This window comes from Mesorhizobium sp. L103C131B0 (genome assembly GCF_000502275.1).
In the GTDB taxonomy this organism is placed as follows: domain Bacteria; phylum Pseudomonadota; class Alphaproteobacteria; order Rhizobiales; family Rhizobiaceae; genus Mesorhizobium.
The window spans coordinates 201127-224507 of record NZ_AYXC01000003.1; the positions used below are offsets into that span (position 1 = coordinate 201127).

At 60.6% G+C, this 23381-nt stretch carries 18 protein-coding genes and 3 pseudogenes; 12 read left to right on the top strand and 9 right to left on the bottom strand.

Annotation, left to right across the window (positions count from 1 at the left end; genetic code table 11):
- Positions 1-246: 246 nt before the first annotated feature.
- Entirely contained in the window at positions 247-1593 is a 1347-nt protein-coding gene (locus X730_RS156570; protein ID WP_023667728.1) for a family 1 glycosylhydrolase, read from the bottom strand.
- Positions 1594-2510: 917 nt separating this feature from the next.
- Here X730_RS156570 and X730_RS156565 point away from each other — a divergent pair.
- From X730_RS156565 to X730_RS156535, 7 genes are all read left to right on the top strand, one after another.
- On the top strand, positions 2511-3725 hold the full coding sequence (locus tag X730_RS156565; protein ID WP_023681814.1) for an ROK family transcriptional regulator: 1215 nt from the start codon (positions 2511-2513) through the stop codon (positions 3723-3725).
- A complete protein-coding gene (locus X730_RS156560; RefSeq protein ID WP_023825890.1) occupies positions 3722-4975 on the top strand; it encodes a M20/M25/M40 family metallo-hydrolase in 1254 nt (417 codons plus the stop codon). The genes X730_RS156565 and X730_RS156560 overlap by 4 nt, the downstream gene beginning before the upstream one ends.
- A gap of 31 nt (positions 4976-5006) precedes the next feature.
- Positions 5007-6068: a substrate-binding domain-containing protein gene (locus X730_RS156555; protein WP_023726198.1), complete on the top strand. Its 1062-nt coding sequence runs from the start codon at positions 5007-5009 to the stop codon at positions 6066-6068.
- A 68-nt stretch (positions 6069-6136) separates the two neighbouring features.
- Positions 6137-7198 carry a substrate-binding domain-containing protein gene (locus tag X730_RS156550; RefSeq protein WP_023825892.1) on the top strand — a complete coding sequence of 354 codons (1062 nt, stop codon included), beginning with the start codon at positions 6137-6139 and terminating at the stop codon, positions 7196-7198.
- 34 nt (positions 7199-7232) lie between these two features.
- Positions 7233-8201 carry an ABC transporter permease gene (locus X730_RS156545; protein ID WP_023825893.1) on the top strand — a complete coding sequence of 323 codons (969 nt, stop codon included), beginning with the start codon at positions 7233-7235 and terminating at the stop codon, positions 8199-8201.
- A 12-nt stretch (positions 8202-8213) separates the two neighbouring features.
- Positions 8214-9413 carry an alanine racemase gene (locus tag X730_RS156540; RefSeq protein WP_023825894.1) on the top strand — a complete coding sequence of 400 codons (1200 nt, stop codon included), beginning with the start codon at positions 8214-8216 and terminating at the stop codon, positions 9411-9413.
- Positions 9414-9422: 9 nt separating this feature from the next.
- Positions 9423-10166 (top strand): ATP-binding cassette domain-containing protein, encoded by a 744-nt coding sequence (locus X730_RS156535; RefSeq protein ID WP_023686849.1) that lies wholly within the window; start codon positions 9423-9425, stop codon positions 10164-10166.
- A gap of 23 nt (positions 10167-10189) precedes the next feature.
- On the opposite strand, the pseudogene X730_RS1000000168550 reads toward X730_RS156535, so the two are convergent.
- Positions 10190-10443, bottom strand: a pseudogene (locus tag X730_RS1000000168550) (MBL fold metallo-hydrolase); the annotation flags it as partial.
- 4 nt (positions 10444-10447) lie between these two features.
- Between X730_RS1000000168550 and X730_RS1000000169070 the strand changes: the two are divergent.
- A pseudogene (locus X730_RS1000000169070) lies at positions 10448-10561 on the top strand (peptide ABC transporter ATP-binding protein); the annotation flags it as partial.
- Positions 10562-10718: 157 nt separating this feature from the next.
- Here X730_RS1000000169070 and X730_RS156525 read toward each other — a convergent pair.
- The gene (locus X730_RS156525) at positions 10719-11048 is read right to left on the bottom strand and encodes a GMC oxidoreductase (RefSeq protein ID WP_023740511.1); all 330 of its coding nucleotides are present in this window, start codon (positions 11046-11048) and stop codon (positions 10719-10721) included.
- A gap of 138 nt (positions 11049-11186) precedes the next feature.
- Here X730_RS156525 and X730_RS01000000164255 point away from each other — a divergent pair.
- Positions 11187-11693 (top strand): annotated as a pseudogene (locus X730_RS01000000164255) (ABC transporter permease); the annotation flags it as partial.
- Between the two features lie 204 nt (positions 11694-11897).
- Here the strand turns inward: X730_RS01000000164255 and X730_RS156520 are convergent.
- The 6 genes from X730_RS156520 to X730_RS156495 all read right to left on the bottom strand — a co-directional run bounded on the left by X730_RS156520 (position 11898) and on the right by X730_RS156495 (position 18800).
- Positions 11898-12749, bottom strand: coding sequence for a sugar phosphate isomerase/epimerase family protein (locus tag X730_RS156520; protein ID WP_023667739.1), 852 nt, complete (start codon positions 12747-12749; stop codon positions 11898-11900).
- Positions 12746-13771, bottom strand: coding sequence for an ABC transporter permease (locus tag X730_RS156515; RefSeq protein WP_081731528.1), 1026 nt, complete (start codon positions 13769-13771; stop codon positions 12746-12748). Before X730_RS156515 ends, X730_RS156520 begins: the two co-directional genes overlap by 4 nt.
- Positions 13768-14775, bottom strand: a complete 1008-nt coding sequence (locus tag X730_RS156510; protein ID WP_023825896.1) for an ABC transporter permease — start codon at positions 14773-14775, stop codon at positions 13768-13770. Before X730_RS156510 ends, X730_RS156515 begins: the two co-directional genes overlap by 4 nt.
- Positions 14768-16282 carry a sugar ABC transporter ATP-binding protein gene (locus X730_RS156505; RefSeq protein ID WP_023825897.1) on the bottom strand — a complete coding sequence of 505 codons (1515 nt, stop codon included), beginning with the start codon at positions 16280-16282 and terminating at the stop codon, positions 14768-14770. Before X730_RS156505 ends, X730_RS156510 begins: the two co-directional genes overlap by 8 nt.
- A gap of 80 nt (positions 16283-16362) precedes the next feature.
- A complete protein-coding gene (locus tag X730_RS156500) occupies positions 16363-17355 on the bottom strand; it encodes a substrate-binding domain-containing protein (RefSeq protein WP_023825898.1) in 993 nt (330 codons plus the stop codon).
- Between the two features lie 365 nt (positions 17356-17720).
- Complete coding sequence (locus X730_RS156495) at positions 17721-18800, bottom strand: LacI family DNA-binding transcriptional regulator (protein ID WP_023825899.1); 1080 nt, start codon at positions 18798-18800, stop codon at positions 17721-17723.
- A 1014-nt stretch (positions 18801-19814) separates the two neighbouring features.
- Between X730_RS156495 and X730_RS156490 the strand changes: the two genes are divergently transcribed.
- The 3 genes from X730_RS156490 (at position 19815) to X730_RS156480 (ending at position 23375) form a co-directional block, all read left to right on the top strand.
- Positions 19815-20837, top strand: a complete 1023-nt coding sequence (locus X730_RS156490) for a LacI family DNA-binding transcriptional regulator (protein WP_023825900.1) — start codon at positions 19815-19817, stop codon at positions 20835-20837.
- A gap of 173 nt (positions 20838-21010) precedes the next feature.
- On the top strand, positions 21011-22024 hold the full coding sequence (locus X730_RS156485; protein ID WP_023753932.1) for an SIS domain-containing protein: 1014 nt from the start codon (positions 21011-21013) through the stop codon (positions 22022-22024).
- A 28-nt stretch (positions 22025-22052) separates the two neighbouring features.
- Positions 22053-23375: an extracellular solute-binding protein gene (locus X730_RS156480; RefSeq protein WP_023825901.1), complete on the top strand. Its 1323-nt coding sequence runs from the start codon at positions 22053-22055 to the stop codon at positions 23373-23375.
- Positions 23376-23381: the final 6 nt, after the last annotated feature.

Here is a 23381-nt window from a genome sequence, read left to right on the forward strand (position 1 = left end):
TGCCTCAATGGTTAAAGATTATCAGGCCGGCGCGTTGTTGACGATTATTACCAACCTGCCGAACGCGTGAGCGCAAGTCGACAGCACCGTGATAGCGGCCTCCCCGGCGCGCCCCTTGTCGAACCGATGCGCGCCTTCTCGACCTTGCCTCCACCCACGTCGGCTCACCCGTGCACCTTCGGTGCCCAACCGCATGGCGATGGCCAGTCCAATGCCGCTTGCAGCACCGGTTACAATGCAGTCTTGTTATCCAGGCGCATCGGGTTCGACCTCTTTCTGGGGAGCAGCAAGTGGTTCAGTCCAGCCTTCAGCGACCCGATCCACGCTCAGCAGGCTGCGCGCATAATCCTGTTGCGCGCGAACAATGGCATCGTCTTGCTGTGAGGGAAGAAAGACCGGCAAAGCAAGGCAGACACTTTGTGTGGCCAACAGCTTGTTCCAGTTCGCGATCAGCGCCTTGAAAGCGCGCCCCACCGCCCTCGGATTTCGGTCGAGGTCATAGAGGCCGAGCGGATTGATCCGTCCGTTGTTCTCCCGAAGCGCACTGTCCCAGTCCACCTGATCCGTCAGCGAGTACCAGGTGAAGCCTACGATGGGGATGCCATCGTTGCGGATCCGCAGCACGTTGGCCCACTCTTTCCACAGCCAATAGACGGCCTCGTCTCCATTGGGGCCTTCGCTGATGTTGGTCTCCGTATGCATTACGGGAAGCCGGTAGCGGTTGAAGTACTGCCGCGTGATCTCGTCATAGCCAAACACCTCGCCGGACCCGGACGTCGTTCCGTCTGCCCAAACCCGATGTTCGTTGGTCTGGTAATAGTCGGTGCCCATCACGCAATGCCTGCGCAGATGGCTTTCCAGGAAGAAACTGTATTCTTCGGCCGTCATCCCGTTTTCGAGAAGATAGCGATAGGTGTGCGCGTCGACGTCATGACCGTAGTTGAGGTCAAGCGACAGGAAACGCTCGCTGTTGAACCGTTCCGCTCTGCCGACCGCCTCGGGAGAATCGGCGTGGAAGTATTCCGAGGATTCGCTCTGAATGAAGATGGCGTCCGGCCGCACCTCGAGAATCGCCCGCATGGCAAGCACGTTCGCCTTCACGATGTGCTTGAGGGCGGTGACGAAAGCAGTGTCGCTGCTCAGTTGTTCGTTCCACCATCCCCAGCGGGCCGAAAAGGTGGCGCAGATGAACATCTCATTTATTGGGGTGAAGAGCTGGATCCACGGATAGCGCATCGCGAAATCCCTGGCGTAGTGCTCGAATAGTGTCGGAAAGTCCGGGTTCTGGAAGTTGCCAATCCAGTCCGGCACGCCAAAATGGCAAAGGTCGACGATCGGAAGAATGTCTTTCGCCTTCAGGTCCGCGAAGGTCTCATCGGCGAATGCCCAATCATAACGTCCGTCACCCAGCCATGTTTTGTGGATGGGAGGTCCGTAGCGGAGGAAATGCACCCCGAGATCCTGGACCAGTTCGAAGTCGGTGCGCCATCGTTCGTAGAAGCGGCATTTTTCCATTTCGTCGACGCGCTCCCGGCCTTGTCGAATGGTGGGGGTGCTGTTCTCGATGCCGGTGGCAAACATGAACGTGAACATTGATGGTCCTTAGCCAAGGCGGAGATGCCCGCGCTTGGTCAAACGTTCAGTGCTCGACGCAGTTCCTGCAAGACTGCTTGTCAAGTTCGGTGGGCGCCTGACAACCACGTGCCTGCAAGTGCTATTCACAGTCGGTTGACCGTTCGTTGCGAAAGGCAACGGCACATGGCGGAAAAGCCTTCGAACCGGCTTTTTGCCAAAGCCGGAGAATGGCTGGTCGAGAAGGTTCAGCGGCGATTTCTCCAGCCTCACCCGGCCATTCGGAAAGATGGCGCTACGCTCGTGATTGTGAGCAGGGGCCACCCAGGCATAGGCGGGTCGAGATTGGCGGAATTCTATCCCACGGTTCAAGCGAGCAGCTTGCGCCGAATATGATCGGACTATGCTGGACGGAGAGGTCGGCTTCGGGCCAGCCCAGTTGGCGTCAAACGGGTCTTTGCGAGTTAAGGCGGTATGGTAGTTATCCACGTTTGCAAACTGCAAACGGACGTTCCGCTGCCGGCCCCATTTGAGCCATTCACTGGGACGCAGACCCGCGGTACATCACCGATATTCTCGAAGCCAATAGTTGGTCTCGTTCATCGTCCCATGGTTCGACAGACCCATACGAGAGAATACGAGAGATATGGACCGGCGAACCATCCGCTGTATTGATCTCCTGTAGAAAACAGTGCCCCTCAGAGACTAGCATGATCGTTATTTGTCAATGCGCTGCGAAGCTGTTCGCCCAATTGATTCAAGAAGCTGATCCAGCCACTCCCTGACCGCATTTATCTTCTGCCGAACGGCAGCACCGCGCCTGAATCCTGCCTCCGGATCAATGTTCGCGTGCAAAAACGGCCGCTCGCGAACATACATTGACAGGTCCAGTTCCGAATAATAAGTTCGGTCATAGAACGAATTAACGGGAGTTCAATGTGACTGACCTGCCGCGCATATCCCGTCAGTTCTCACAGCGCTCCGTGATGGAAGCGATCGTCCAGGGCGGGCCGATCTCCCGCGCCTCGATCGCCAAGCTGACGGGCCTGTCGAAGCAGACCATCTCCGAAATCATGCGCGGGCTCGAGCAGGAGGGCTGGGTCCAGGAAACCGGCCGCACCAGCGGCCATGTCGGGCGCACCGCCGTCACCTACGAACTGGTCCACGACGCAGCCTATATCATCGCCGTCGACCTTGGCGGCACCAAGGTGCGGGTCGCGCTGACGGACCTTGCCTGCCAGATCTTTGCCGAAGCCGCCACACCGACCGACCCGCGCGGCGGCCAGTTCGTCGTCGATCAGATTGCAGCGCTGGCCTTCGATGCCGCGGCCAGACAGCACGTCGCGCGCAAGAAGATACGCCTGGCCGTCATCGGCGCGCCTGGCGCTCCTGACCCGGCCACCGGCCGCATTTTAATGGCGCCGAACATTGCCGGCTTCGACACAATGAATGTGCTGGATGCCTTCGAAGAAGCGCTCGGCGTCGCGGTGATGATCGAGAACGACGTCAATCTCGCGGTGCTTGGCGAGAACTGGCTCGGCCAAGGCCAGGGCATCGACAATCTCGCCTACATCGCGCTCGGCACCGGCATCGGCAGCGGGCTGATGCTGGGCGGCCATCTGGTGCGGGGTGCTGGGCACGCCGCCGGCGAGATCGGTTTCATGCCGATCGGGGCCGATCCCTTCACCGAGGAATCACTGCGCACCGGCGCATTCGAACGCGCGGTGGCCACCCACGCCATGACCGATCGCTACCACGCTCTCACCGGCAGGCAGGTCTCGGTGCCGGCAATATTCGAGAATGCCGCGCTTGGCGACAAGGACGCGCTCACCGTGCTCGACGAAACTGCCCGCCATCTGGCGCAAGGCGTTGCGGCAATCGCGGCAATCGCCAATCCAGAAAAGTTTATCCTCGGCGGCTCGATTGGGTTGCGGCCCGAAATCCTGTCCAGGGTGCAGGCGCTTCTGCCGCTATGCTTCCCCTATCCGGTCAGGGTCGAGGCGAGCGAACTCGGCGCACGCGCAGCCCTCATCGGCGCGGCGGCAATCGGCCTTGGCCAGTTGCACAACACGCTGTTCGGCGTCGACGCGCCTGATGGCCGGATTTCGCTGCCGCCTGCCCAGGCCGCCGCGCTGAAGGAGGCCGCGATATGACTCGCAATATTACCGCCCGCCTGCAGGCAGCGCTCGACCGTGACGACGCACTAACGCTGTTTCGCCGCGCCATCGGCCGAGAGAGCATCACCGGCAACGAAGCCAACTTCGTCGACTTCCTCGAAGCCAGGATGCGCGACCTTGACCTCAGCGGCCTGACCAGGACGGAATTCCTTCCTGGGCGGCCCAACATCTGGGGCGAGCGCAAGGGGGCCGACCAGGGAAAGCGCCTGCTGTTCATCGGCCATACCGACACCGTCCATGTCGACGGCTGGCGCGAGCATTGGGCAGGCACCGAGCGTGAGGATCCGTTCGCCGCCCCGATCATTGATGGTGCTGTCTGGGGCCGAGGCTCCGGCGACCTCAAGGCCGGCATCACTGCTTCGCTTGCGGCACTCGCGCTGCTCGACAAGGCAGGCGTTCGCCTCAAGGGCGACGTCGCCTTCGCTTTCATCGGCGACGAGGAGAGCGGCCAGCCCGGCACCGGCATTTCCGCCGGGATCAAGCACTTCGTCGGACGCATCGAGACCGGCGAGGTCACAGCACCCGATTTCAGCGTCTATGTCGAGCCGACCCGCCTGGCCGTTTATGCGGCGCAGATCGGCTTCTTCATCACCGATATCTCGATTACCGGCAAATCCGCCTATTTCGGTGTGCCAGAACTCGGCAAGGATGCGCTCCGTACAAGCCATGCCGCGATGACGGCGCTTTGGAAGCATTCGGATGAGGTCGCCGCGCGCGCCGAGCACAAACTGGTCGGGCGCGGCTTCCTGCTTATCACCGGGCTTGCCGGCGGCGGCTACATTGCCGTTCCCGAGCGCTGCACGCTCTCGCTGATCCGTAAGCTGTTGCCTGGCGAAGACCTCGACACCGCCGCCGCCGAGATCGAGGCTGCCGTGCGCGGCGCGATCACCGATCCGGATATTTCGGTAGAGTTCGCCTACCCCGCCGGCCGCGACCACAGGCTGGGCGGCACCGCTGCCGAGATCGGCGAAACGCGGGCGGAAGTCGCCATGCTGTCCGACGCGATGGCCGGCGCAATGAGCGGACGCGGCGTCATCGAGGGCGCACCGTTCTGGTCGGAGTCCCCCTTCATCATCAATCAGCTCGGTATTCCTGCCGTCTATTGCGCGCCCGGCGACATCAGGAATTGCCACACATTCGAGGAGCACGTCGATGTCGAGGAATATTTCGCCGGCATAGTCGGCTTCGCCGCCTTCATGGCCCGCTACTGCGGCGTGGCCGACTGAACCACCAACGAAGCAAAATGGGAGAACTGACATGCCGATGAAGACACTGATCGCCGCCGCCTTTGCCGGCGGATTGATGCTTGCCGCCAACCCAGCTTCCGCACAGACGGTCGGCCCGCAGGGCGAGAGCGCCACGCCGAGCGCCGACGTGATCCTAAGCGATGCCGACATCGCCGCCCTCAAGGAAAAGAGCTACAAGGCAGCGTTGCTCTGGCACACCTCGTCCGATTTCACCAATGCGGTAACCGCCGGCGCCACCGACGAATTCGCCCGCGCCGGCATCACCATTGCGGTCAAAACGGATGCCCAGTTCGACTCCGCCCGCCAGCGCAGCGACATCGAGACGGCGTTGGCCGCCAAGCCCAACGTCATCTTGGCGCTGCCGCTCGACCCGGTCACCTCGGCAGAAGCCTTCCGCCAGGCGGTCAAGGACGGCACCAAGCTGGTGTTCTTGTCCAACTTGCCCAAGGGCTACAAGCAGGGCACCGATTACGCTTCGATCGTGACTGACGATCTATTCCAGATGGGCAAGCAGGCTGCGGACGCGATGGCCAAGGCGATCGGCGGCAAGGGCAAGGTCGGCTACATTTTCCACGACGCTGCCTACTATGTCACCAACCAGCGCGACCAAGCCTTCAAGACCACCATCGAGAAGGTCTATCCCGACATCAAGATCGTCGCCGAACAGGGCATATCCGACCCGGCCCGCGCCGAGGAACTGGCCAACGCGATGCTTTTGCAGCATCCCGATCTCGACGGCATCTACGTGACCTGGGCCGAGCCGGCCGACGGCGTGCTGTCGGCGCTACGCGGCGCCGGCAACGCCAGGACCAAGATCGTCACGCTCGACCTCGCCGAGCCGGTCGCGCTCGACATGGTCAAGGGCGGCAATGTCGCAGCCCTCGTCGCCGACAAGGCCTATGAACTCGGCCGCGCCATGGCTGCTTCCGGCATGAAGTCGCTGCTTGGCCAGCCGACACCAGCCTTCGTCGTCGCCCCGGCCCTGACCGTCACCAAGGAGAACGTCGCGCAGGGCTGGAAGGACTCGCTCAACCGCGACGCGCCGCAGCCGGTGCTCGACGCGGCCAAGTAGGCTCTCGCTCCGGCGCGGCCCGCCGCACCGGAGCTTTTCTTCGACACAACAAAAAGGGAACCCGGGACATGCGCAAAGCATCTTTAATCATAACGACAGTGGCGAGCCTGCTAGCCATGCACGCCTTCGCCGCTGAAGGCGTCACCACAGGACCGAATGGTGAAAAGCCGGTGCCGGCGAGCAGTCTTACGCTGACGCCAGCCGAAGAGCAGCAGATCAAGGACGGCAAGTTCACCGCCGCCCTCGTCTGGCACGAGATGAGCGAATACACCAACGCCGTCAACGCCGGCGCCCATGACGAATTCAAGCGCCTCGGCATCGAGGTGGTGGCGCAGACCGATGCCGGTTTCGACGCCGCGCGACAGAAGGCCGATATCGAGACGGTGATGGCCAAAAAGCCGTCGATCATCCTGTCGCTTCCCGTCGATCCGGCGACTGCAGCTTCGGTCTACGATCCGGCACGCCAGGCCGGCGTCAAGCTCGGCTTCGTCGACAATTCCCCGGCCGGCTACAAGCAGGGCAGGGACTATGTCACCATCGTCTCCGACGATCTCTTTCAGATGGGCAACAAGGCCGGCATCGCCATGGCCGAGGCGCTCGGCAAGAAAGGCAAGGTCGGCTACATCTTCCACGATGCCGACTTCTACGTCACCAACCAGCGCGACCAGGCCTTCAAGAAGACCATCGAGCAGGACTATCCCGATATGAAGATCGAGGACGACGCCGGCATGGCCGACCCGGCGCGCAGCGAAGACATCGCCCAGGCGATGATCACCCAGCATCCGGACCTGGACGGCATCTATGTCACCTGGGCCGAACCGGCGCTGAGCGTGCTTTCGGCCTTGCGCGGCGCCGGCAACACGCACACCAAGATTGTCACGCTCGACCTCAACGAGCCTGCCGCGCTCGACATGGTCAAGGGCGGCAACATCGCGGCCCTCGTCGCCGACGAGGCCTACAGCATCGGCGTGACGCTGGCGCGCGCCTCGGCAGGTTCGCTGGTCGGCAAAAAGGCCGAACCATTCTATGCCGTAGATTCCATCGCCGTCACCAAGGACACGGTGAAGGACGGTTGGAAGAAGTCCCTCAACAGGGACGTACCGGCGGCCATCGCGGACGCGATGAAATAGGCTCGAGGCGAAGCGCTCACCACCGGAGGGATAAATGTCCAGTGCCAACACCAGTGCCGGTGGCAGCTTCGCCAGCCGCTCCAACCTGCAGCAATACGTCGTCTACCTCGGTTTCCTGGCGATCTTCCTGTTCTTCGCCATTGTGCTGAGGGACAGCGGCTTCCTCACCGTCCGAAACTTATCGAACATCGTGTTGCAGACGACGCCGGTGACGATCATGGCCATCGGCCTGGTCTTCGTCATGTCGGCCGGAGAAATCGATTTGTCGATCGGCTCGATCGTGGCGGTGGCGGCCCTTGCAGCCGCCGTCACCATCAACGCGTACGGCATGCCGGCAGGGATAGTCGCCGGCCTCGGCGCCGGCCTGCTGATCGGCGTCATCAACGGCGTGCTGGTGGCGTATGTCAGGCTGCCCTCCTTCCTGGTGACGCTGGCGACGCTCGGCCTGTTCGCCGGCGTTTCGCGTTCGATGACAGACCTTCGCTCGATCTCGGTGACCAACGAAGCGTTCACCGGCTTCTTCGGTTCCGGCTCGCTGCTCGGTGTCCCCTCACTCGTCTGGTGGTCGGTGATTGCCGTGGCCATCGGCCACCTGGTGTTCCGCGAGACCCGTTTCGGCGCGCATGTGCTGGCGACCGGCGACAATGCCCGCGCCGCAAGCGTATCGGGCATCAGCGTGCCCAGGATCAGGCTCGCCGTGCTGACCATCAGCGGCGGGCTCGCCGGTCTTGCCGGCTTGCTCTATGCCGGTCGCCTGCAGGCGGCGAAATATACTCTCGGCGAAACCGACTTGATGACGGTCATCGCCGCCGTCATCGTCGGCGGCACGCTGCTCAATGGCGGCAAGGGCTCCGTGGTCGGCGCGCTGGTCGGCTCGTTGATGATGGGCATGCTCAACAACGGCCTGATCCTGATGGGCCTGTCGGTCTCCGACCAGATGATCGTGCGTGGCCTCATCATCCTGACCGCAGTCGCCGTGTCGCTGCGCGAAAAGAACCGCTGAAGGAAGCCATCCATGTTTCTCGACATTTTGCGCCGCCGCAACCCCGCCTTCATCGAATCAGCTATCCGGTTGCACCAGCAAGGTAAGCTGCCGGCCAATGCTTATGTGCTCGATCTCGACATGGTTGAGGCCAATGCGCGGGTTCTCAAGAGCGAGGCCAACCGCAACGGCCTGAAGATCTTCGCCATGACCAAGCAGGTCGGCCGCTCCTCGTCGTTCTGCCGGGCTGTGATGCGCGGCGGCATTGACCGCGCGGTCGCCGTCGACATGGGTTGCGCCCGCGCCACCCACAAGGCAGGCATGAAGCTTGGCCATCTCGGCCATCTCCAGCAGGTCGCAAAATTCGAAGCGGCGGCTGCGGCGAAAACCTTCAAGCCGGACTACTGGACCGTGTTCAATGATACCAAGGCTGGGGAAGCGGCAACAGGCGCCAAGGCGGCCGGCTATGTGCAGCATCTGCTGGCCCGCATCGCCGCCGAAGGCGATATCTTCTATCGCGGCCATGAAGGCGGTTTCAATGCCGCCGACATTATCGATGTCGCCGACCGGCTGGATGCCGTCGAAGGCGGCCGTTTCGCCGGCATCACCACTTTCCCTGCTCTGCTGTTCGACCATGCTTCGCGAAAAGTGCTGCCGACCCCCAATCTGGCGACGCTCGCGAAAGCTGCGGAAGCGCTGGCTAAGGCAGGCCGCAAGGACATTGAGATCAACGCGCCGGGCACCACGTCGAGCGTTATGCTGGCGGCACTCGCCGAGGCCGGCGCGACGCAGTGCGAGCCCGGCAATGGAATACATGGCACCACCGCGCTGCATGTCATGGAAGATTTGCCGGAGCTGCCGGCGGTGCTCTATCTCGCCGAGGTCTCGCATCTCTCCGGCGGCAAGGCCTATTGCCTTGGCGGCGGCTTCTACATCGATCCGATCTTCCCCGACTACGACGTCAAGGCGATCGTCTCGGCTGAACCGACAACGGCAGGCTCGGCACTGCGCAGCGTCGAGGTGCCGCCGCCCTCGGCGATCGACTATTACGCCATGATCGATGCCGCCGGCGCGAACGCGCCGAAGCCTGGCGACAGCGCCGTGTTCGGCTTCCGTGGCCAGGCCTTCGTCACCCGCGCCCATATTGTCGGCGTGTCGGGCATTTCGACGGACAATCCGAAAGTGGAAACCATCGAGAACGGCTTCGGTGAACCCTATGCCTGGCCAGTCTAGGAGAAACACATGACGGTGAGCGCGCCCATCCTTCAGCTGCACGACATTCGCAAGAATTTCGGCGGCATCACCGCGATCGAGAGTTTTTCGCTCGAGGTTTTCCCGGGCGAGATCGTTGCACTCGTCGGCGACAACGGCGCCGGAAAGTCGACGCTGGTCAAGATCGTCTCGGGGGTCCACCCGCCCTCGTCCGGCACCATCGTCATCGAAGGAAAACCGGTGACGATGTCGAATGCCACCATGGGGCGCGCGCACGGCATCGAGGTCGTCTACCAGGACCTGGCGCTGGCCGACCAGCAGACGGTCTACATGAACATGTTCCTCGGCCGCGAGCCGCTGAACCGCCTCGGTTTGCTCGACCGCCGCCGCATGATCGACGAGACCGAGAAACTGGTGAAGGAACTGGACGTGCGCATCCCCTCCGCCCACGCCACTATCCGCGATCTCTCCGGCGGCCAGCGCCAGGGCGTTGCGATCGCGCGCGCCACGCATTGGGCAAGCAAGCTGATCCTGCTGGATGAGCCGACGGCGGCGCTGGGCGTTGCCGAAACCGCCCGGGTGGAGGCTATCGTCCAGTCGCTGAAGCAGCGCAATGTCGGCATCCTGATCATCAGCCACAGCCTCGACCAGGTCTTCAAGCTCTCCGACCGCATCTGTGTTCTCAGGCGTGGCAAGCAGATTGGAATTCGCGAGACCGCGAAGACCGATAAGAACGAGATCATTGCCATGATCACCGGCCTGCAGCAGCAATAGCAGGAACCTCTCTGAGAGCCCCCGCCCGAGATCCGGATGTTGTCGGCAATCACGCGATCGATCAGCTTGTGCCGCGTGGTGATCGCCATCGGCCCGTCCTGGTCGTAGCTGCCTTGCCACTCCGGATGCGGCGCCAGCAGCGCTGGCACATACATCGTGTCGGCCGAAATCATGCGCTGTTCCTTGCCGTAGTTTGCGAGGTAGACCGAGTGGCCGGGCGTGTGGCCGGCGCAGCGATGATCTGGAAGCCGGGCGCGACTTCGGCGCCGTCATGGATGCTGCTGGAACTGCTGCGTCTGGTGAAGCTGCCTGCATCGCCTGAATTTCTCCAGGCGTATCCGCACCAGCTTTCTGGCGGCCAACAGCAGCGCGTTGGCATCGCTGTCCCAGTCTCGATTTGATAGGACCTATGCAATGTATGGCGGCGCCGACATCACCGTGCCGCCCGGCGGAGTCAAGCTGTCCGGTTTCGGTCGCGACAAGTCGCTGCATGCGCTGGACAGATACACCGTCTCAAAACAGCCTGGATTTCTCTCGGCTGCCCGTTTTTCGCTAAGCGCTGCCGAGGATGAAATCGGCGCAGCGGTCGGCGATCATGATCACCGGCGCGTTGGTTTTGCCGCTGATGAGACGCGGCATGATCGAGGCGTCGCAGATGCGTAGGCGCGGCACGCCGCGCACGCGCAATTGCGGGTCGACCACCGCCTGGTCATCGCTGCCCATCCGGCAGGTGCCGCAGGGGTGATAGACCGTTTTGGCGTGTTCGAGGATGTGGTCTGTTATGGACTGATCGGAAAGGTCGGCGGCCCCGCCCAGCGACAGCTCCTCGGCGATCACCGCCTGCAGGGCCGGCTGACGCAGGATGGTGCGGGCGATCTTCATGCCGGCGAGCAGCAGGGCAACACCAAGATGCGACGGCAGGCTTTCCCTACGAAACCCGCTTCGAGGATCTGGAATATCTCACCACCGGTCGCACCGATCTGGTTTCGGTTCTTACCAACAATGCCTACCTCCATTCCCATTCCTCATTCTTTTGTCTTCCTGCTTGTCCTGGCGGCGGTGATGTTGGTCGTTCTGCACCGTACCGCCTTCGGACTATACCTCTACGCCGTCGGCAAAAATGAAGAGGCCGCGCGGTTTTCGGGAATCCGTACCGGCCGGGTTATCATCTGCGCCTATGTGATCTGCGCCGGGCTGACGGCGCTGTCATCCATCTTTCTCACACGCTCGATCCTGCCAAGCTCGCACGGCAATTTCTACGAGCTCTACGCGATCGCCGCCGCCGTCCTTGGAGGGTTCTCGTTGCGGGGCGGGGAAGGCTCAATCATTGGTGTGGTGCTTGGAACGATCTTGCTGCAGGTGCTTCAGAACCTTGTCAATCTTCTAGGCATTCCCTCCTCACTCAACTTTGCCGTGAGTGGATCGGTGATCCTGATCGGGGTACTGGCCGACCAGGAATACACAGAGTTTCGAAAGCGCCGCGAATTGATGCGGGGCCGGCTCGCAACCGCCGAAGGTAGGCTGTGATGCCCGAGCCGGTGAAATAGATTGTTCACGGCAGTTGCGATCGCCGACCGGTTGGCTGCTTGCGCCCGGGGGGCAGCCGAAGGCCGGGATCTAAAACGCCGCAATATTGCCTCTCAAGCGGCTCCTGCTTCGAAGGCAGTCGCCGCAATGTCGATGCAGTCGGCTCATGATGTGCCGAGTTTCGATCTCGCATGGCGATGTAACTTATGCGATCAGCCCGTACTGCCGTGCCTTGTTGCGCAAGAACGGCAGACCGTTGCCCATCACAACCGCTTCACTCTCGGCCACCGGACGCCACACGCTGAGGCCAAACGCCAGACGCGGATCCATGTTGATGAAGCTCTCCATCGCGAGCCCGCCCTTGAAGCGGATCGCGGCCAGCGTTGCGAACGTCTCATCCCAATTGCAATTGCCCTCGCCTGGGGTGCCGCGATCAGACTCGGAGAGGTGGATATATTTGAGGTAATCGCGGGCGACGATAATACCGTTGCCCATACCTTTCTCCTCTATGTTCATGTGATAGGTATCAAGGTGCACGAACATATTGTCGGCGCCGACTCTCTCGATTAGTGCCACCGCCTGAGCCGCGGTGTTGATGATGTGGTTCTCGTAGCGGTTCACGGCTTCAACACCGAGTTCGATGCCGCGAGACTTGGCTTGCGCGGCGGCGGACGTCATCACTTTCGCAATGTTATCAAGTTCGTCCTGCGTAGGTGGCACGCCAGTACGCTCGCCGATGCCGCCATAGATTACGCCGCATAGCGCCTGGGCTCCGATGTCGGCCGTCTTGTCGATAGCCACCTTGAGAAAGTCAATCGCCTCCTGTGGGTGGCGCGATGCCCACGCATATTCGGGCAACCCTAGCGAGCACACCGCCTGCATGCCATTTGCCGCCAGCAGCTTGCGGGTGTGATCGGCATCGCAAGAAAATGGATCGGCCAGCGAAATTTCAATGAAATCGAGATCGTATTTTTTCACCGCCGCTACAGTGTGCTCGGCGCCCTCTACGGACCAACCACTCGTCCACATGCTCGTATGAACGCCAAAACCCTTCATCGTGTTATCCTCATGAAATTGAGCTGCCCGGCAGCCCACCGCAAGATCATGACGCCGATCAGCATGATGCCCCAAATGGCTGTGGCCAGGTGCTGGCTGGCGCCCAAGAGATTCAGTCCCGAAGAAAGCAACTGCAAAACGATGAGGGCTAGGAAGACCGAAACGACCCTGCCGAAGCCGCCAAACGGATTCACCCCGCCCAAGAAGCAGGCAAGCACCGTAATCAGCACATAGGACTCGCCATGGCCGACACGGACGGAATTGAATCGTGCCATCATGATAATGCCGGCCAACGCACACATGGCGCCAGACAGCGCGTAGATCAGAATGATCACGCGTCGCGTCGAGATGCCGGAATAGCGCGTCGCCTCGATGTTGGAGCCGACCATATAGTTTGAAAAGCCAAGCCTGGTTCGGGTCATCAAGACATGCCAGACGATGACTGCGCCGAGCAGTATCAGCAGCGGGACAGGAATGCCGACGATGCTGCCGTGACCCAGGGGCTGGATGAATTCGGGAAAGCCCGAAATGTCGGCGCCGCGGGTCAGAAACTCGCCAAGGCCGCGCAGGAAAATCATCACCGATAGCGAAACGAGGATGGGGTGCGCGCCGGTATAGGCTATCACCGGGCCCATGACCAAGCCGCTTGCCGTGCCAACGCCGACCGCAAGAACGGAACCGAGTAGAAAGGCATAGATGCTTGCGTCCGGTCCTCCGTTGGCCTGAAGAACCCAGGCGAGCGTGAGGCCACAGAGATTGGCCGTGAACGTCACGGCGAGATTGATGCCGCCCGAGATGATCGGCATCAACATCGCGAGCGTAAGCAGTCCAAGTTCAGGCAACTGGAAGGCCACCGATTCAAAGGTAGCTTTGGACAGGAACCGCGGCGAGAGGGACCCGAAGAATGCAATCACCAAAATCAATGCCAGCAAAATCCCGATATTCTCGGCGCCCAACGTGCCGGCAAGACGGCGCAAGAATCCGTGCCGTAGCGCTCCAGTTTCGAGCACGCGCTGGGTCATGTACCCATCCTCTGCCGCAAGCCCGCGAGGATATGCCCGAGCGGCGCGTTGGACAGCGTGATGGCAATCAAGATGATCGCCCCGACGATCATCTTGAAAGCATAGGGAGAGATGCCGAGGAGGTTCAGCCCGTTTTGCGTCACCGACACAAGAAACACGCCAAGGATGCAACCGAGCACGGTGCCGCGCCCGCCACCCAGCCTGGCACCGCCAAGGACAACAGCTGCCAGCACGTCCAGCTCGCGCCCCACCAATGCGTTGGGCACGACTTCCTGGGAATAGTGCACCTGCACAAGTCCCGCGATCCCGGCCATCAAACCAAGCCAGCCGAAGGCAATGAAGTGCATCGCCGCAATGTTGATACCGAGGCGGCGGGCGCCCTCCGGGTTGTCGCCAAAAGCGTATAGCTGCCGTCCCGTGGTGGTATACCGGATAAGCCCCCAGGTGGCGGCGACGCAGACCGCCATGATCGCAACCGGCAGTGTTAGCTCGGCCCAATTGCCATTCGCCTGTTGGAACTCGAAAAGCACAGTGCGATGCGTCCACCATGCAGGCAGATTGTAGATCGATACACCGTGCGTGAAGAACATCAGCAGGCCGAAAAAAATATTGAAGGTGGCGATGGTGACAACGATTGAAATGATCTGGAAATAGTAGATGAGGCCGGCGTTCACCGCACCCAGGGCGATCCCGACAATTGCCGCCAAGGCGAGGCCGATGAACCAATCACCACCTCCCATTTGGGCTAGAGCCAGCGCCACAACGTATTGAACCACTGACGCGGCCACAGCGAAGGAGATGTCGATGCCCCCAGCGATCAACACCACCAGCAGCCCAACCGCGAAGATCAGATTTGTCGAGCTTGTGTTGAGCAGATTGAAGAGATTGGCAATGGTGAAGAATTTGTCGCTCGCAATGGAGAGACCTGCGCTCATGATGAGAAGAACCACAACGAGCCATGTCTCGGTGGGATGAGCCCGGAAGAGTTTGCCGCGGTTATGCATAGACGGCAGCTTCCAGGTCGCCGAGCGGGATGGCGTGCGGGTCGTATTCGGCGACTATCTTGCCCGCGGCCATATGGAGGATGCGATCGGCGTTGAAATAGACCTCCGGCACTTCATCGGATATCAGCAGAATCGCCAGGCCTTCGGCAGCGAGCTTGGCGACAATCTCGAAGATGCCGGCCCGCGCGCCAACGTCCACCCCCACGGTCGGCGAATCAAGAATGATCAGTTTCAGTCCGACCGCCAGCCATTTGGCGATGGCCACCCTTTGCTGGTTGCCGCCTGAGAGCGTGGAAATCGCATCGGTCTGCCGCCCGACTTTTATCGCCAATTCCTCGATCCAATGATTGACGAGCGCGTCCTTCTTCTCCGAGGAGATCAGCCCTCGATCAAGGATCTTGTCGAGCACCGGGATAACGGCGTTGTCGGCGATGGACTGAGCTTGTATGAGACCAAGGGACAAGCGGTCTTCGGAGAGGTAGCCAATACCTGCCCGGATTGCGTCGCGGTTGGAGTTCAGATGAAGAACCGTCCCGTTAAGTGAGATGCTGCCGCGGTCTGGGCGCAGCATGCCGAAAATCGAAAGCGCGAGTTCTGTGCGACCGGCGCCGAGTAGCCCGGTCAGGCCAAGCGTTTCACCGCGCCGTATTGTCAGCGAAACGTCGTCATAGTCGCCTGCGCGGGTCAATCGGTCGATCTTCAACACGACGGGTGATCCACTAAGGTTTCTCGTGCTCACGGTTTGGTCGAACGTCTTGCCGGTCATTAGTTCGGTGAGGCGTGATTGGGTCATTCCGGCGGTCGGGAACACCCCAACCACCTTACCGTCGCGCAGAACGGTGACGCGACTTGAGATCTCCAGAACTTCCGCAAGGCGATGGCTGACGAAGACGATGGCCATGCCTTCATTCGAGAGTGTTCGAACGATCGCGAGCAACCGGTCTGTTTCCGAGTGAGTAAGCGACGATGTGGGCTCGTCCATGAAAATAACCTTCGCATCGCCGGCGAGCGCCCGGGCGATGGCGACGATCTGACGTTGGGCGATTGCAAAGCTACGCAGAGGCGCGTCGACATCGAGGTCGGCGCCAAGCCGCGCCAACAGCCCTCGCGCCACCTCGCGAATGCGCGAATGATCGACGAGCCGAGGCATGTTGCCGAGGACAGTTCTGATCCCGATATTTTCCGCGACTGTCATTTCAGGAAACAGTGCGAGGTCCTGCCAGATGACTTCCACCCCGGCGCTGCGCGCCGCAGCCGGCGACATGATGTCGACAGACTTTCCGGCGATCGACATGTTTGCGCCGGCTAGCGGCTGACAAACGCCGGTGATTACCTTGATCAGGGTGCTCTTGCCGCTGCCGTTCTCACCGGCGATGCATTGCACTTCACCCGGGAGAACCTCGAAGGCGACATCCTGGAGGGCTCTAACGCCACCAAATGTGACGCTTATGTTGCTAAACGACAGAACCGATGGGAGGTCCTGCGTCGTAGACGCGACGAGGTTCACGGCGGGCCCTTCTGAAATGACAAGGATGGGGCGTGCCGGGATTGATTTGCCACCCCGGCACGCCAGCCATGGTCCGCCATCTAAAGCCCTAGGGCTGCAAGACCATCGACCGTTTCGACCGTGATAGGCTGCACAGCGTCCACGATGATGGTGCCGGTTTTGAAGTCAGGGTGAACGACACCCAGACCTTCGATCGTCATGCCGTCGGTGATTTCACCGCCGCCCGCCAGAAAATCGGCCATAGTTACGAATACTTTGCCCGCTTCCAGAGGATTCCACATATAGCCGCCGTCAATAATGCCGGATTTGAGCATTGCGCTGCCTTGGCTAGGCGAGAATGAACCGACAAGAACCACCTTGTCACCAAGCTTCTGCTCCTCGATCGCGCGTCCGGCGCCGATCGGTCCCTGACTGCCGAACGTCAGGAAGCCGCCGAGGTCAGGATTGGCGGCAAGCACATCCAGAGCCGTCTTTCGGCTGTCATCGGCGCTCTCGGCGACGCCATATCTGTCGCCAACCATCTGCATGTCGGGAAAGTTCTTCTTCAGGTAGGCGATTGCAGCATCGGCCCAGGCATTGTGTGCGGGCACAGTAAGAGAACCTACGTACACCACGTACTTGCCTTTACCGCCCATTTTCTCGGCAAATAGCTTGGCATGGGCCTCACCGAAACCAACGGCCGAGACCATTTCGAAGTCCCAATCAGCGTTCACCTGGTCTGGCGATTCATGGGTTATGACCTTGATGCCCGTGTCGCGCGCCTTTTTTAGAACCGGCTCGAGAACGTTTGCATCATTCGGCACGACGCCAATTACGCTGACGCCCTGAGCTATCAGGTCTTCGATCGCGCGGACCTGAAGTGCCGGGTCGGCGCTGGTCGGCCCGACCATGAAGCCGTCGTCGCCAAGCTCTTTCGACTTTTCCTTTATTCCCGTTTCCATGGCATTGAACCAGGGAATGCCGCCGATCTTCACGACGACTCCAACCTTGACGTCCTTTGCCAGCGCAGCATTCGTTGTGGCGACCGAAAGGGCTGCGCCGAACGCTGCCGCGAGTATAGTTTTTGCTAACATTTAATTCCTCCCTGATTGACGAGTTTTTGAGTTGCCTATTGCCCATGTCGGCTTTGTTTGGCCCACCCCTTTGTGCCCGACGGCATTGACGCACTCGGCGCCGCATTCCTCCCAGAACGCGCCATAAAAGACTTTGAATGCCGGCCGGTCAAGGTGCTAAATAGATTTAGCAAGGCGGTCACGCCACCAGCGTCTAAAAACATTTCTCGATTGATGTAAACGATCCGCTCTTTCGCACTCAGGCTGCACCCGTAGAAACGACATGCGATCCCCCGCGAGCCTTGGGTGGAGGCGGTGCTACCCAGATCCGAGGTGCTGATGAACGGAGTTGAACTTCTGCAACGATGTCTCGTGACAAAGAATTGCTAGTGGTCGATGCTCGATTTGGATGCCGAATCCCAATCTTCTTGGGCGCCGTCATGCTCTCCGGTTCGCCCAAAGCTGGTCGGTACGGTCACCAGCGGAAAGTGGTCTATCGAATAATTCTCCAGAAGCGAAAATCCTTCAGCAATCATCACCTCGACATTCTGTCGGACCATGGTCACATCGAAGGGCAAATGCGCCGCGAATGGATCCCAGTCGAAGCTTCCGACAACAACCCGTCCAAGCTCACTTGAGGCTAGTGTCGAAGTGAACCGCAATGTTCCTTCAAGAGCGGTCACGCCGTTGACGAACATACCTGAGGGCAGATGCCCAAGCTGAGCGTATCGTGCAGCGAGAGACCGAGCAGCGTTGGTCGGTGCGTATCCGCAGCAGTCAATCGTGCCCGGGCCCGCAACAATCCCATGCGCTGCCAGCGCATCGTGAAAACCCAGCAAACGGCTACGTGTTGCGTCATCATCGCTGACTCCGCCAAAGAAGAAGAGATCTTCGGTGGAGCCCCCTCGTTCTTTCAATTTCTGAACAATGATCTCCGTGAGCGCCTTGGCGCCTCCGAAGTTGTCAGAAACAACTGAGGGAGCCCGACGGCCTGGCAGATCGATGTTGATGCACCGGACGCCCGCTGCCCGGCACAGATCATTCAGCGGATCGGGGTCACGAACGCCTGCAAGGAAGAGAAATTCCACCTGCTGAGCCAGCAGGGTTTCCGTCACACTCAACTCGATATCAGGATTACGATGGGTGCTGACGACGATCGGGCACAAGCGGTGGACGCGGGATTCCGCTTCAAAGGCTTCGGCCAATCCGGCGAAGAAGCGATTGCGGTAATGTGGCAAGATCATTCCAGCGAGTCCGGATCGGGAAAGCCGCAATCCTCGTGCCTTGAGGTTGACAGCATAGCCAAGCCGCTCAGCCCAATCGAGGATGGTCGCTGCGGTTTCCGCCTTGATCCGGTGCTGTTGCCACGAGCCATTGAGGACGAGACTGACCGCTGTCGGGGACAACTTTGCCGCCACCGCGATATCATAAATCGTTGACTTGCGTCGGACAGACTTTCTCGCCATTCGTGACGCTCCCACTAGCAGATGCAGTAGACGCTAGTGCGGGGTCAAGGCAACATCTCTAAATTGCGACAAACGGTTTGGAGGAGCGATCCCACGGAAAGGACGCGGCCTCTCGTGCCTCCGGTCCGGTCTCCCTGATTGTCTCGATCGTTGCAATGACAGCGCCAGGGAAATCGGCAGATTTGGGATTTTCCCTGAAGCTTCGTTCAGCGTCGCTGGAGACACCAACCCCAGCGTTTCGGCTTTGGTCTCCCCGATGATCAATCACCTTGCAAAGGTCGACGAGAAGTTTCGATCAGTTTGGAGCCTACCGTTGGCGATGGTCGGGCGCACGCGTCACGATCGAGTCCTCCGTTTCAATAGCGGGAAGATGAAAGCTTTGGGTTTCTGAGTCTCTATCTGGCCCCAAAAGGGTGCTGCCGGATGCGCCTTCGTCTCCGGGCGTTGTTTGCGTACTTGGCCGAGGTGCCCTTGCTTGGCAAGTTCCTTCCGCGACAAGGGTCTGCTCGACAGCATTTTCGTCGCTATTGCCAATGCGGAGCCCCGGAGGATCAAAACCGGTTAGCAGCATGATGCCGACGGTTCAGAGCAAGCGACTCAGATTCCCGATTTGCACAGAGTCCCCCGGCCTGTGGCTCTCCGTGCAGCGGGCCTTGAGCGTCTGGCTCGACCTTTTTGAAAGCTCGCCTCCAATCGCTGGACGAGTTTGGCGGCAAGGCTAGTCGTCTCCATCGGTGTTATGATCGATGCCAGGGAGGCCGCCTGGACCATGGCGTGAACTCATTGCCGTATGCTGGCAGTGCAAGGCAATGAACTGACTGCACAACATGTAGGTGCATTCGTGGATCAAATTTCCAGATGGCCAAACAGCGCGCGTATCTCGATTAGGTGACAAGGAGTTGCGAAAGCTATGTTCGCAGTTTGAGAATCGTCCGATATGCCGCACAACGATGCCGGCAAGACGAGCCGAGAATGATCTGACGCAATGTTCAGATCCAAGAAGGACGGTTACCTGTGACCCAGAAAGGAATCACACTAAAGGACGTTGCCGCAGCGGCTAAGGTGTCGCGCGCCACGGCCGCCCGGGCGCTCAACAGCTATGGTTACGTTGGCGACGAGACGGCGCTCCGCGTGGTTGAGGCAGCCGAAAGGCTGGGCTATCGGGCCAACCTCGTCGCGCAGGCGCTGCGCAGCGGACAATTGCCGATCATAGGCTTCGTGCCCGGCGATATCCAGAATCCGTTCTTCGCCCGAATCGCGCACGACATAGAGGTGGAACTGCGCAAGCACCGCCACAATCTTCTGATTGCCAGCAGCGAGGAGAATGTAGAACAGGAGAAAGAACTGCTTGAGAGCCTTCGCTCGCTCAGCATTCGCGGCTTCATCCTTGCCCCAACGTCTGCAACCGACAGCCAGCATATCGTGCAACTGGCCCGCGAAGGCGCGCCGATCGTGCTCATCGACCGCGTGGTAAAGGACCTGCAATGCGACAGCGTCGTCGTCGACAACGAGGGCGGGGCACGCGAGGCAGTGGACTATCTGGTTGGCAACGGTCACCACCGGATCGGTCTTTTGCGCGACGAGTCACGCATCTTTACGGCACAGGAACGCTTGGCTGGCTACCAAAACTCGCTCCACTCGCATGGGATCGCAATCGATGAAGCGCTCATCGGCGTATCGCGCTCGACCGTCGAGCACGCCATCGAAGCCACGATCCGCCTGTTCAGCCGGCGCAATCGCCCGACCGCACTGTTCACGGTGGACAGCCTCATGACGCAAGGCGCGCTTCTTGGCCTGCGTTCAATGGGGCTCTCGATTCCGCATGATGTGTCGGTGGTTGGCTTCGATGACTTCAACCTCGCCACGTTCACCGATCCGCAGATAACGGTCGTGGCGCAACCCATCTCCGAGATCGGACCGCTCGCCGCCAGATACCTGCTGGAGCGGCTTGCCGGCAAAAAGGTTGCACCGCGCCGTACCCGATTTCAGACCCGCTTGATCGTACGCGGATCGGTTGCCCGGCGCGCTGTGCGCTAAAGAGCAAACCCCTCGATTTCGGAGAATTTCGTCTAAAGGACTTGCCATTGGCGAAATTGCGTGCCCATTATTGCTTGTGAGATCGATCTCACATCGGAAAAACGAGCTAGACGGCCCACCGACGCCTAAGGCGGGCTAGAGGCCTGTCACATGCGAAATACAAGGAAAACGTCATGCTGAACTTCGATAGGGACCGCTTCGTGAAGATCCAAAGCGGGGCCGTCGCCGTCGCAGGTGAGGTTCGCTCACTCATGCGCACACTGCTGGCAGATGGCGTCGAGCGGCTGTTTTTCATGGGCACCGGCGGCGTGCAGCTTCTAACCTTGCCCGCGATCGAGTTGGCGCAGCGCTGTTCTACCTTCCCGGTGAGCGGTGCCTATCCGGCGCAGGTCGTGATCGATCCGCCCGCCGGTCTCGACAGCAAGGACGTGGTGGTCATCCCGTCCTTGTCGGGCACGACCAAGGAAGGCGTCGAGCTCATGGCCTTTCTGAAAAAACGTGGTGTGCGCACGATTTCGCTCACCGGCCATTCGGATACGCCAATCGCACGGGAGGCTGACCACAATTTCACGAACTTCGCCGAAGACGACACCTCGTCGGAATCCTTCTACCTGCAGACGCTGCTGATCGTCCTGGCCCTGCTGGAAGAGCGCGGCGAATATGATGATTTTGATGGCACTGTCGCCGAACTCAAACTGCTGCCGGATCTGCTTGCCGACGCCAAGGCTGCCTTTGAGGATAGGGCGGCCGAACTGGCCCATACAATCAAGGACGATACCTATCACATCTTCACCGGCGCCGGCTCGGTGTGGCCGGAGGCACACTATTACGGCATGTGCATCCTCGAAGAGATGCAGTGGATTCGCACCCGCCCGGTGCACGCCGCCGACTTCTTCCACGGTACGCTCGAGTTGGTCGAGCCGGGCGTCAGCGTTTTCGTGTTCAAGGGCGAAGATGCCCTTCGGCCCCTGGCCGACCGGGTCGAGAACTTCGCCAGGCGCTACACGGACCGCGTTCGCACGCTGGACGCGGCCTCGGTCAAGTTGCCGGGCATCTCCGCAAAGGTCCGCGGCATGATCTCGCCGGTTCTGCTCGCCACCTTGCTCGAGCGGCTGAGCGCCCATCTCGAGGTGCTGCGCAACCACCCGCTGACCACCCGTCGCTACTACAAACGCGTGGAATATTGATCCCCTCTTACCTCTGAAGGAGCTATCCATGAAACGTTCGCTGCAAGTCGTGGCGGTCACGGTGGCCGCGGTATCATCATTGGGGTTGTCGATAAGCGGCAGTTCCGCCGCTTCGCCGGCTGTCACGGCCGACCCAAACGCCAAGGTGGAATACACCGGCACGCTTTCGGTCCTGACCAAGTTCGGGCTGCAACAGCTGTCGCCCTATTTCGTCAACCTGGCACAGGCCTATGAGAAGCTCCATCCGGATGTGAAGGTCGAACTTATCCAGGAGAGCGACGACAGCGTGAAGGGCAAGACCAAGACGCTGGTCGCTTCCAACTCGCTGCCCGATATCTATTTCTCCTGGACAGGCAGCTGGGGTGGCAATTTCGTGCGCGGCAATCGCGCCGTTGATCTCACGCCCGTCATTGCTGCCGATACCGAGTGGGGCAAGTCGCTGTCTCCAGCCGCCGTCAAGGCGTTCCAGTACAACGGCAAGTTCTATGGCATTCCGCTTTACCAGGATGCCAAGTTCATGGGCTACAACAAGCAGATCTTCGCCAAGCTCAGCCTCAAGGCACCCGCCACTTTCGAGGACTTGCTGACCAGCTGCGACGCCATCCGCAAATCCGGCGTGACACCGATCTCCTTCGGCAACAAGGAGGCTTGGCCGGCGATCCACTTTGCAGGCCAGCTGCTCGCCTACAACGTGCCGCAGGGAACGCTGGAACGCGACTTCGATCCGGCCACCGCCCAATACAGCGATCCAGGCTATGTCGCAGCACTCAAGCAGTTCAGCCAGCTTGTCGAGCGCTGCACCGATGGCGCCGGCGTCAACGGCACATCCTATGCCTCGGCTCTCCAGGCCTTCACCAACGCCCAGTCGGCCATGTACTACCAGGAAATCATCGAGTTCGATCAGGCCGCCACGCCGGAGTCGGCGTTAAAGCCCGCCGATTTCGGATTCTTCCGGCTGCCGGTGCCCGCCGGCGCCAAGGGTGACGCCAAGTCGATCGAGGGCGCGCCGGAGGGCTACATGATCAATGCGGCATCGAAGAACATCCCGCTGGCGATCGATTTCATGAAGTTCGTGACCTCGAAGGAAAATGCGCAGGTCTTGTCTGCGCCACCCTATGGCCAGCCGAGCGCCACCATCGGCGGCGCCTCGGAATCGAACATGAGCGCGGCTGTGGTCGATGGCCTCAAGGATATCAACGCCGCCTCATACCTCATGCCCTGGCTGGATACGGCCAACCCACCGCGCGTCGCCGCCGTCTGGCTGTCCAGCCTGCAGGCGCTGGCGGGCGGCTCGATGACGCCCGAGCAAGTGATGGACGAGGTGCGCAAAGCCGCATCCGCGGCCAAATAAAGCAGG

Bases quoted from the DNA above. Each gene is read 5' to 3' on its own strand.
- X730_RS156570 (WP_023667728.1), bottom strand. From the start codon at position 1,593: ATGTTCACGTTCATGTTTGCCACCGGCATCGAGAACAGCACCCCCACC.
- X730_RS156560 (WP_023825890.1), top strand. From the start codon at position 3,722: ATGACTCGCAATATTACCGCCCGCCTGCAGGCAGCGCTCGACCGTGAC.
- X730_RS156555 (WP_023726198.1), top strand. From the start codon at position 5,007: ATGCCGATGAAGACACTGATCGCCGCCGCCTTTGCCGGCGGATTGATG.
- X730_RS156550 (WP_023825892.1), top strand. From the start codon at position 6,137: ATGCGCAAAGCATCTTTAATCATAACGACAGTGGCGAGCCTGCTAGCC.
- X730_RS156545 (WP_023825893.1), top strand. From the start codon at position 7,233: ATGTCCAGTGCCAACACCAGTGCCGGTGGCAGCTTCGCCAGCCGCTCC.
- X730_RS156540 (WP_023825894.1), top strand. From the start codon at position 8,214: ATGTTTCTCGACATTTTGCGCCGCCGCAACCCCGCCTTCATCGAATCA.
- X730_RS156535 (WP_023686849.1), top strand. From the start codon at position 9,423: ATGACGGTGAGCGCGCCCATCCTTCAGCTGCACGACATTCGCAAGAAT.
- X730_RS156525 (WP_023740511.1), bottom strand. From the start codon at position 11,048: ATGAAGATCGCCCGCACCATCCTGCGTCAGCCGGCCCTGCAGGCGGTG.
- X730_RS156520 (WP_023667739.1), bottom strand. From the start codon at position 12,749: ATGAAGGGTTTTGGCGTTCATACGAGCATGTGGACGAGTGGTTGGTCC.
- X730_RS156515 (WP_081731528.1), bottom strand. From the start codon at position 13,771: ATGACCCAGCGCGTGCTCGAAACTGGAGCGCTACGGCACGGATTCTTG.
- X730_RS156510 (WP_023825896.1), bottom strand. From the start codon at position 14,775: ATGCATAACCGCGGCAAACTCTTCCGGGCTCATCCCACCGAGACATGG.
- X730_RS156500 (WP_023825898.1), bottom strand. From the start codon at position 17,355: ATGTTAGCAAAAACTATACTCGCGGCAGCGTTCGGCGCAGCCCTTTCG.
- X730_RS156495 (WP_023825899.1), bottom strand. From the start codon at position 18,800: ATGGCGAGAAAGTCTGTCCGACGCAAGTCAACGATTTATGATATCGCG.
- X730_RS156485 (WP_023753932.1), top strand. From the start codon at position 21,011: ATGCTGAACTTCGATAGGGACCGCTTCGTGAAGATCCAAAGCGGGGCC.
- X730_RS156480 (WP_023825901.1), top strand. From the start codon at position 22,053: ATGAAACGTTCGCTGCAAGTCGTGGCGGTCACGGTGGCCGCGGTATCA.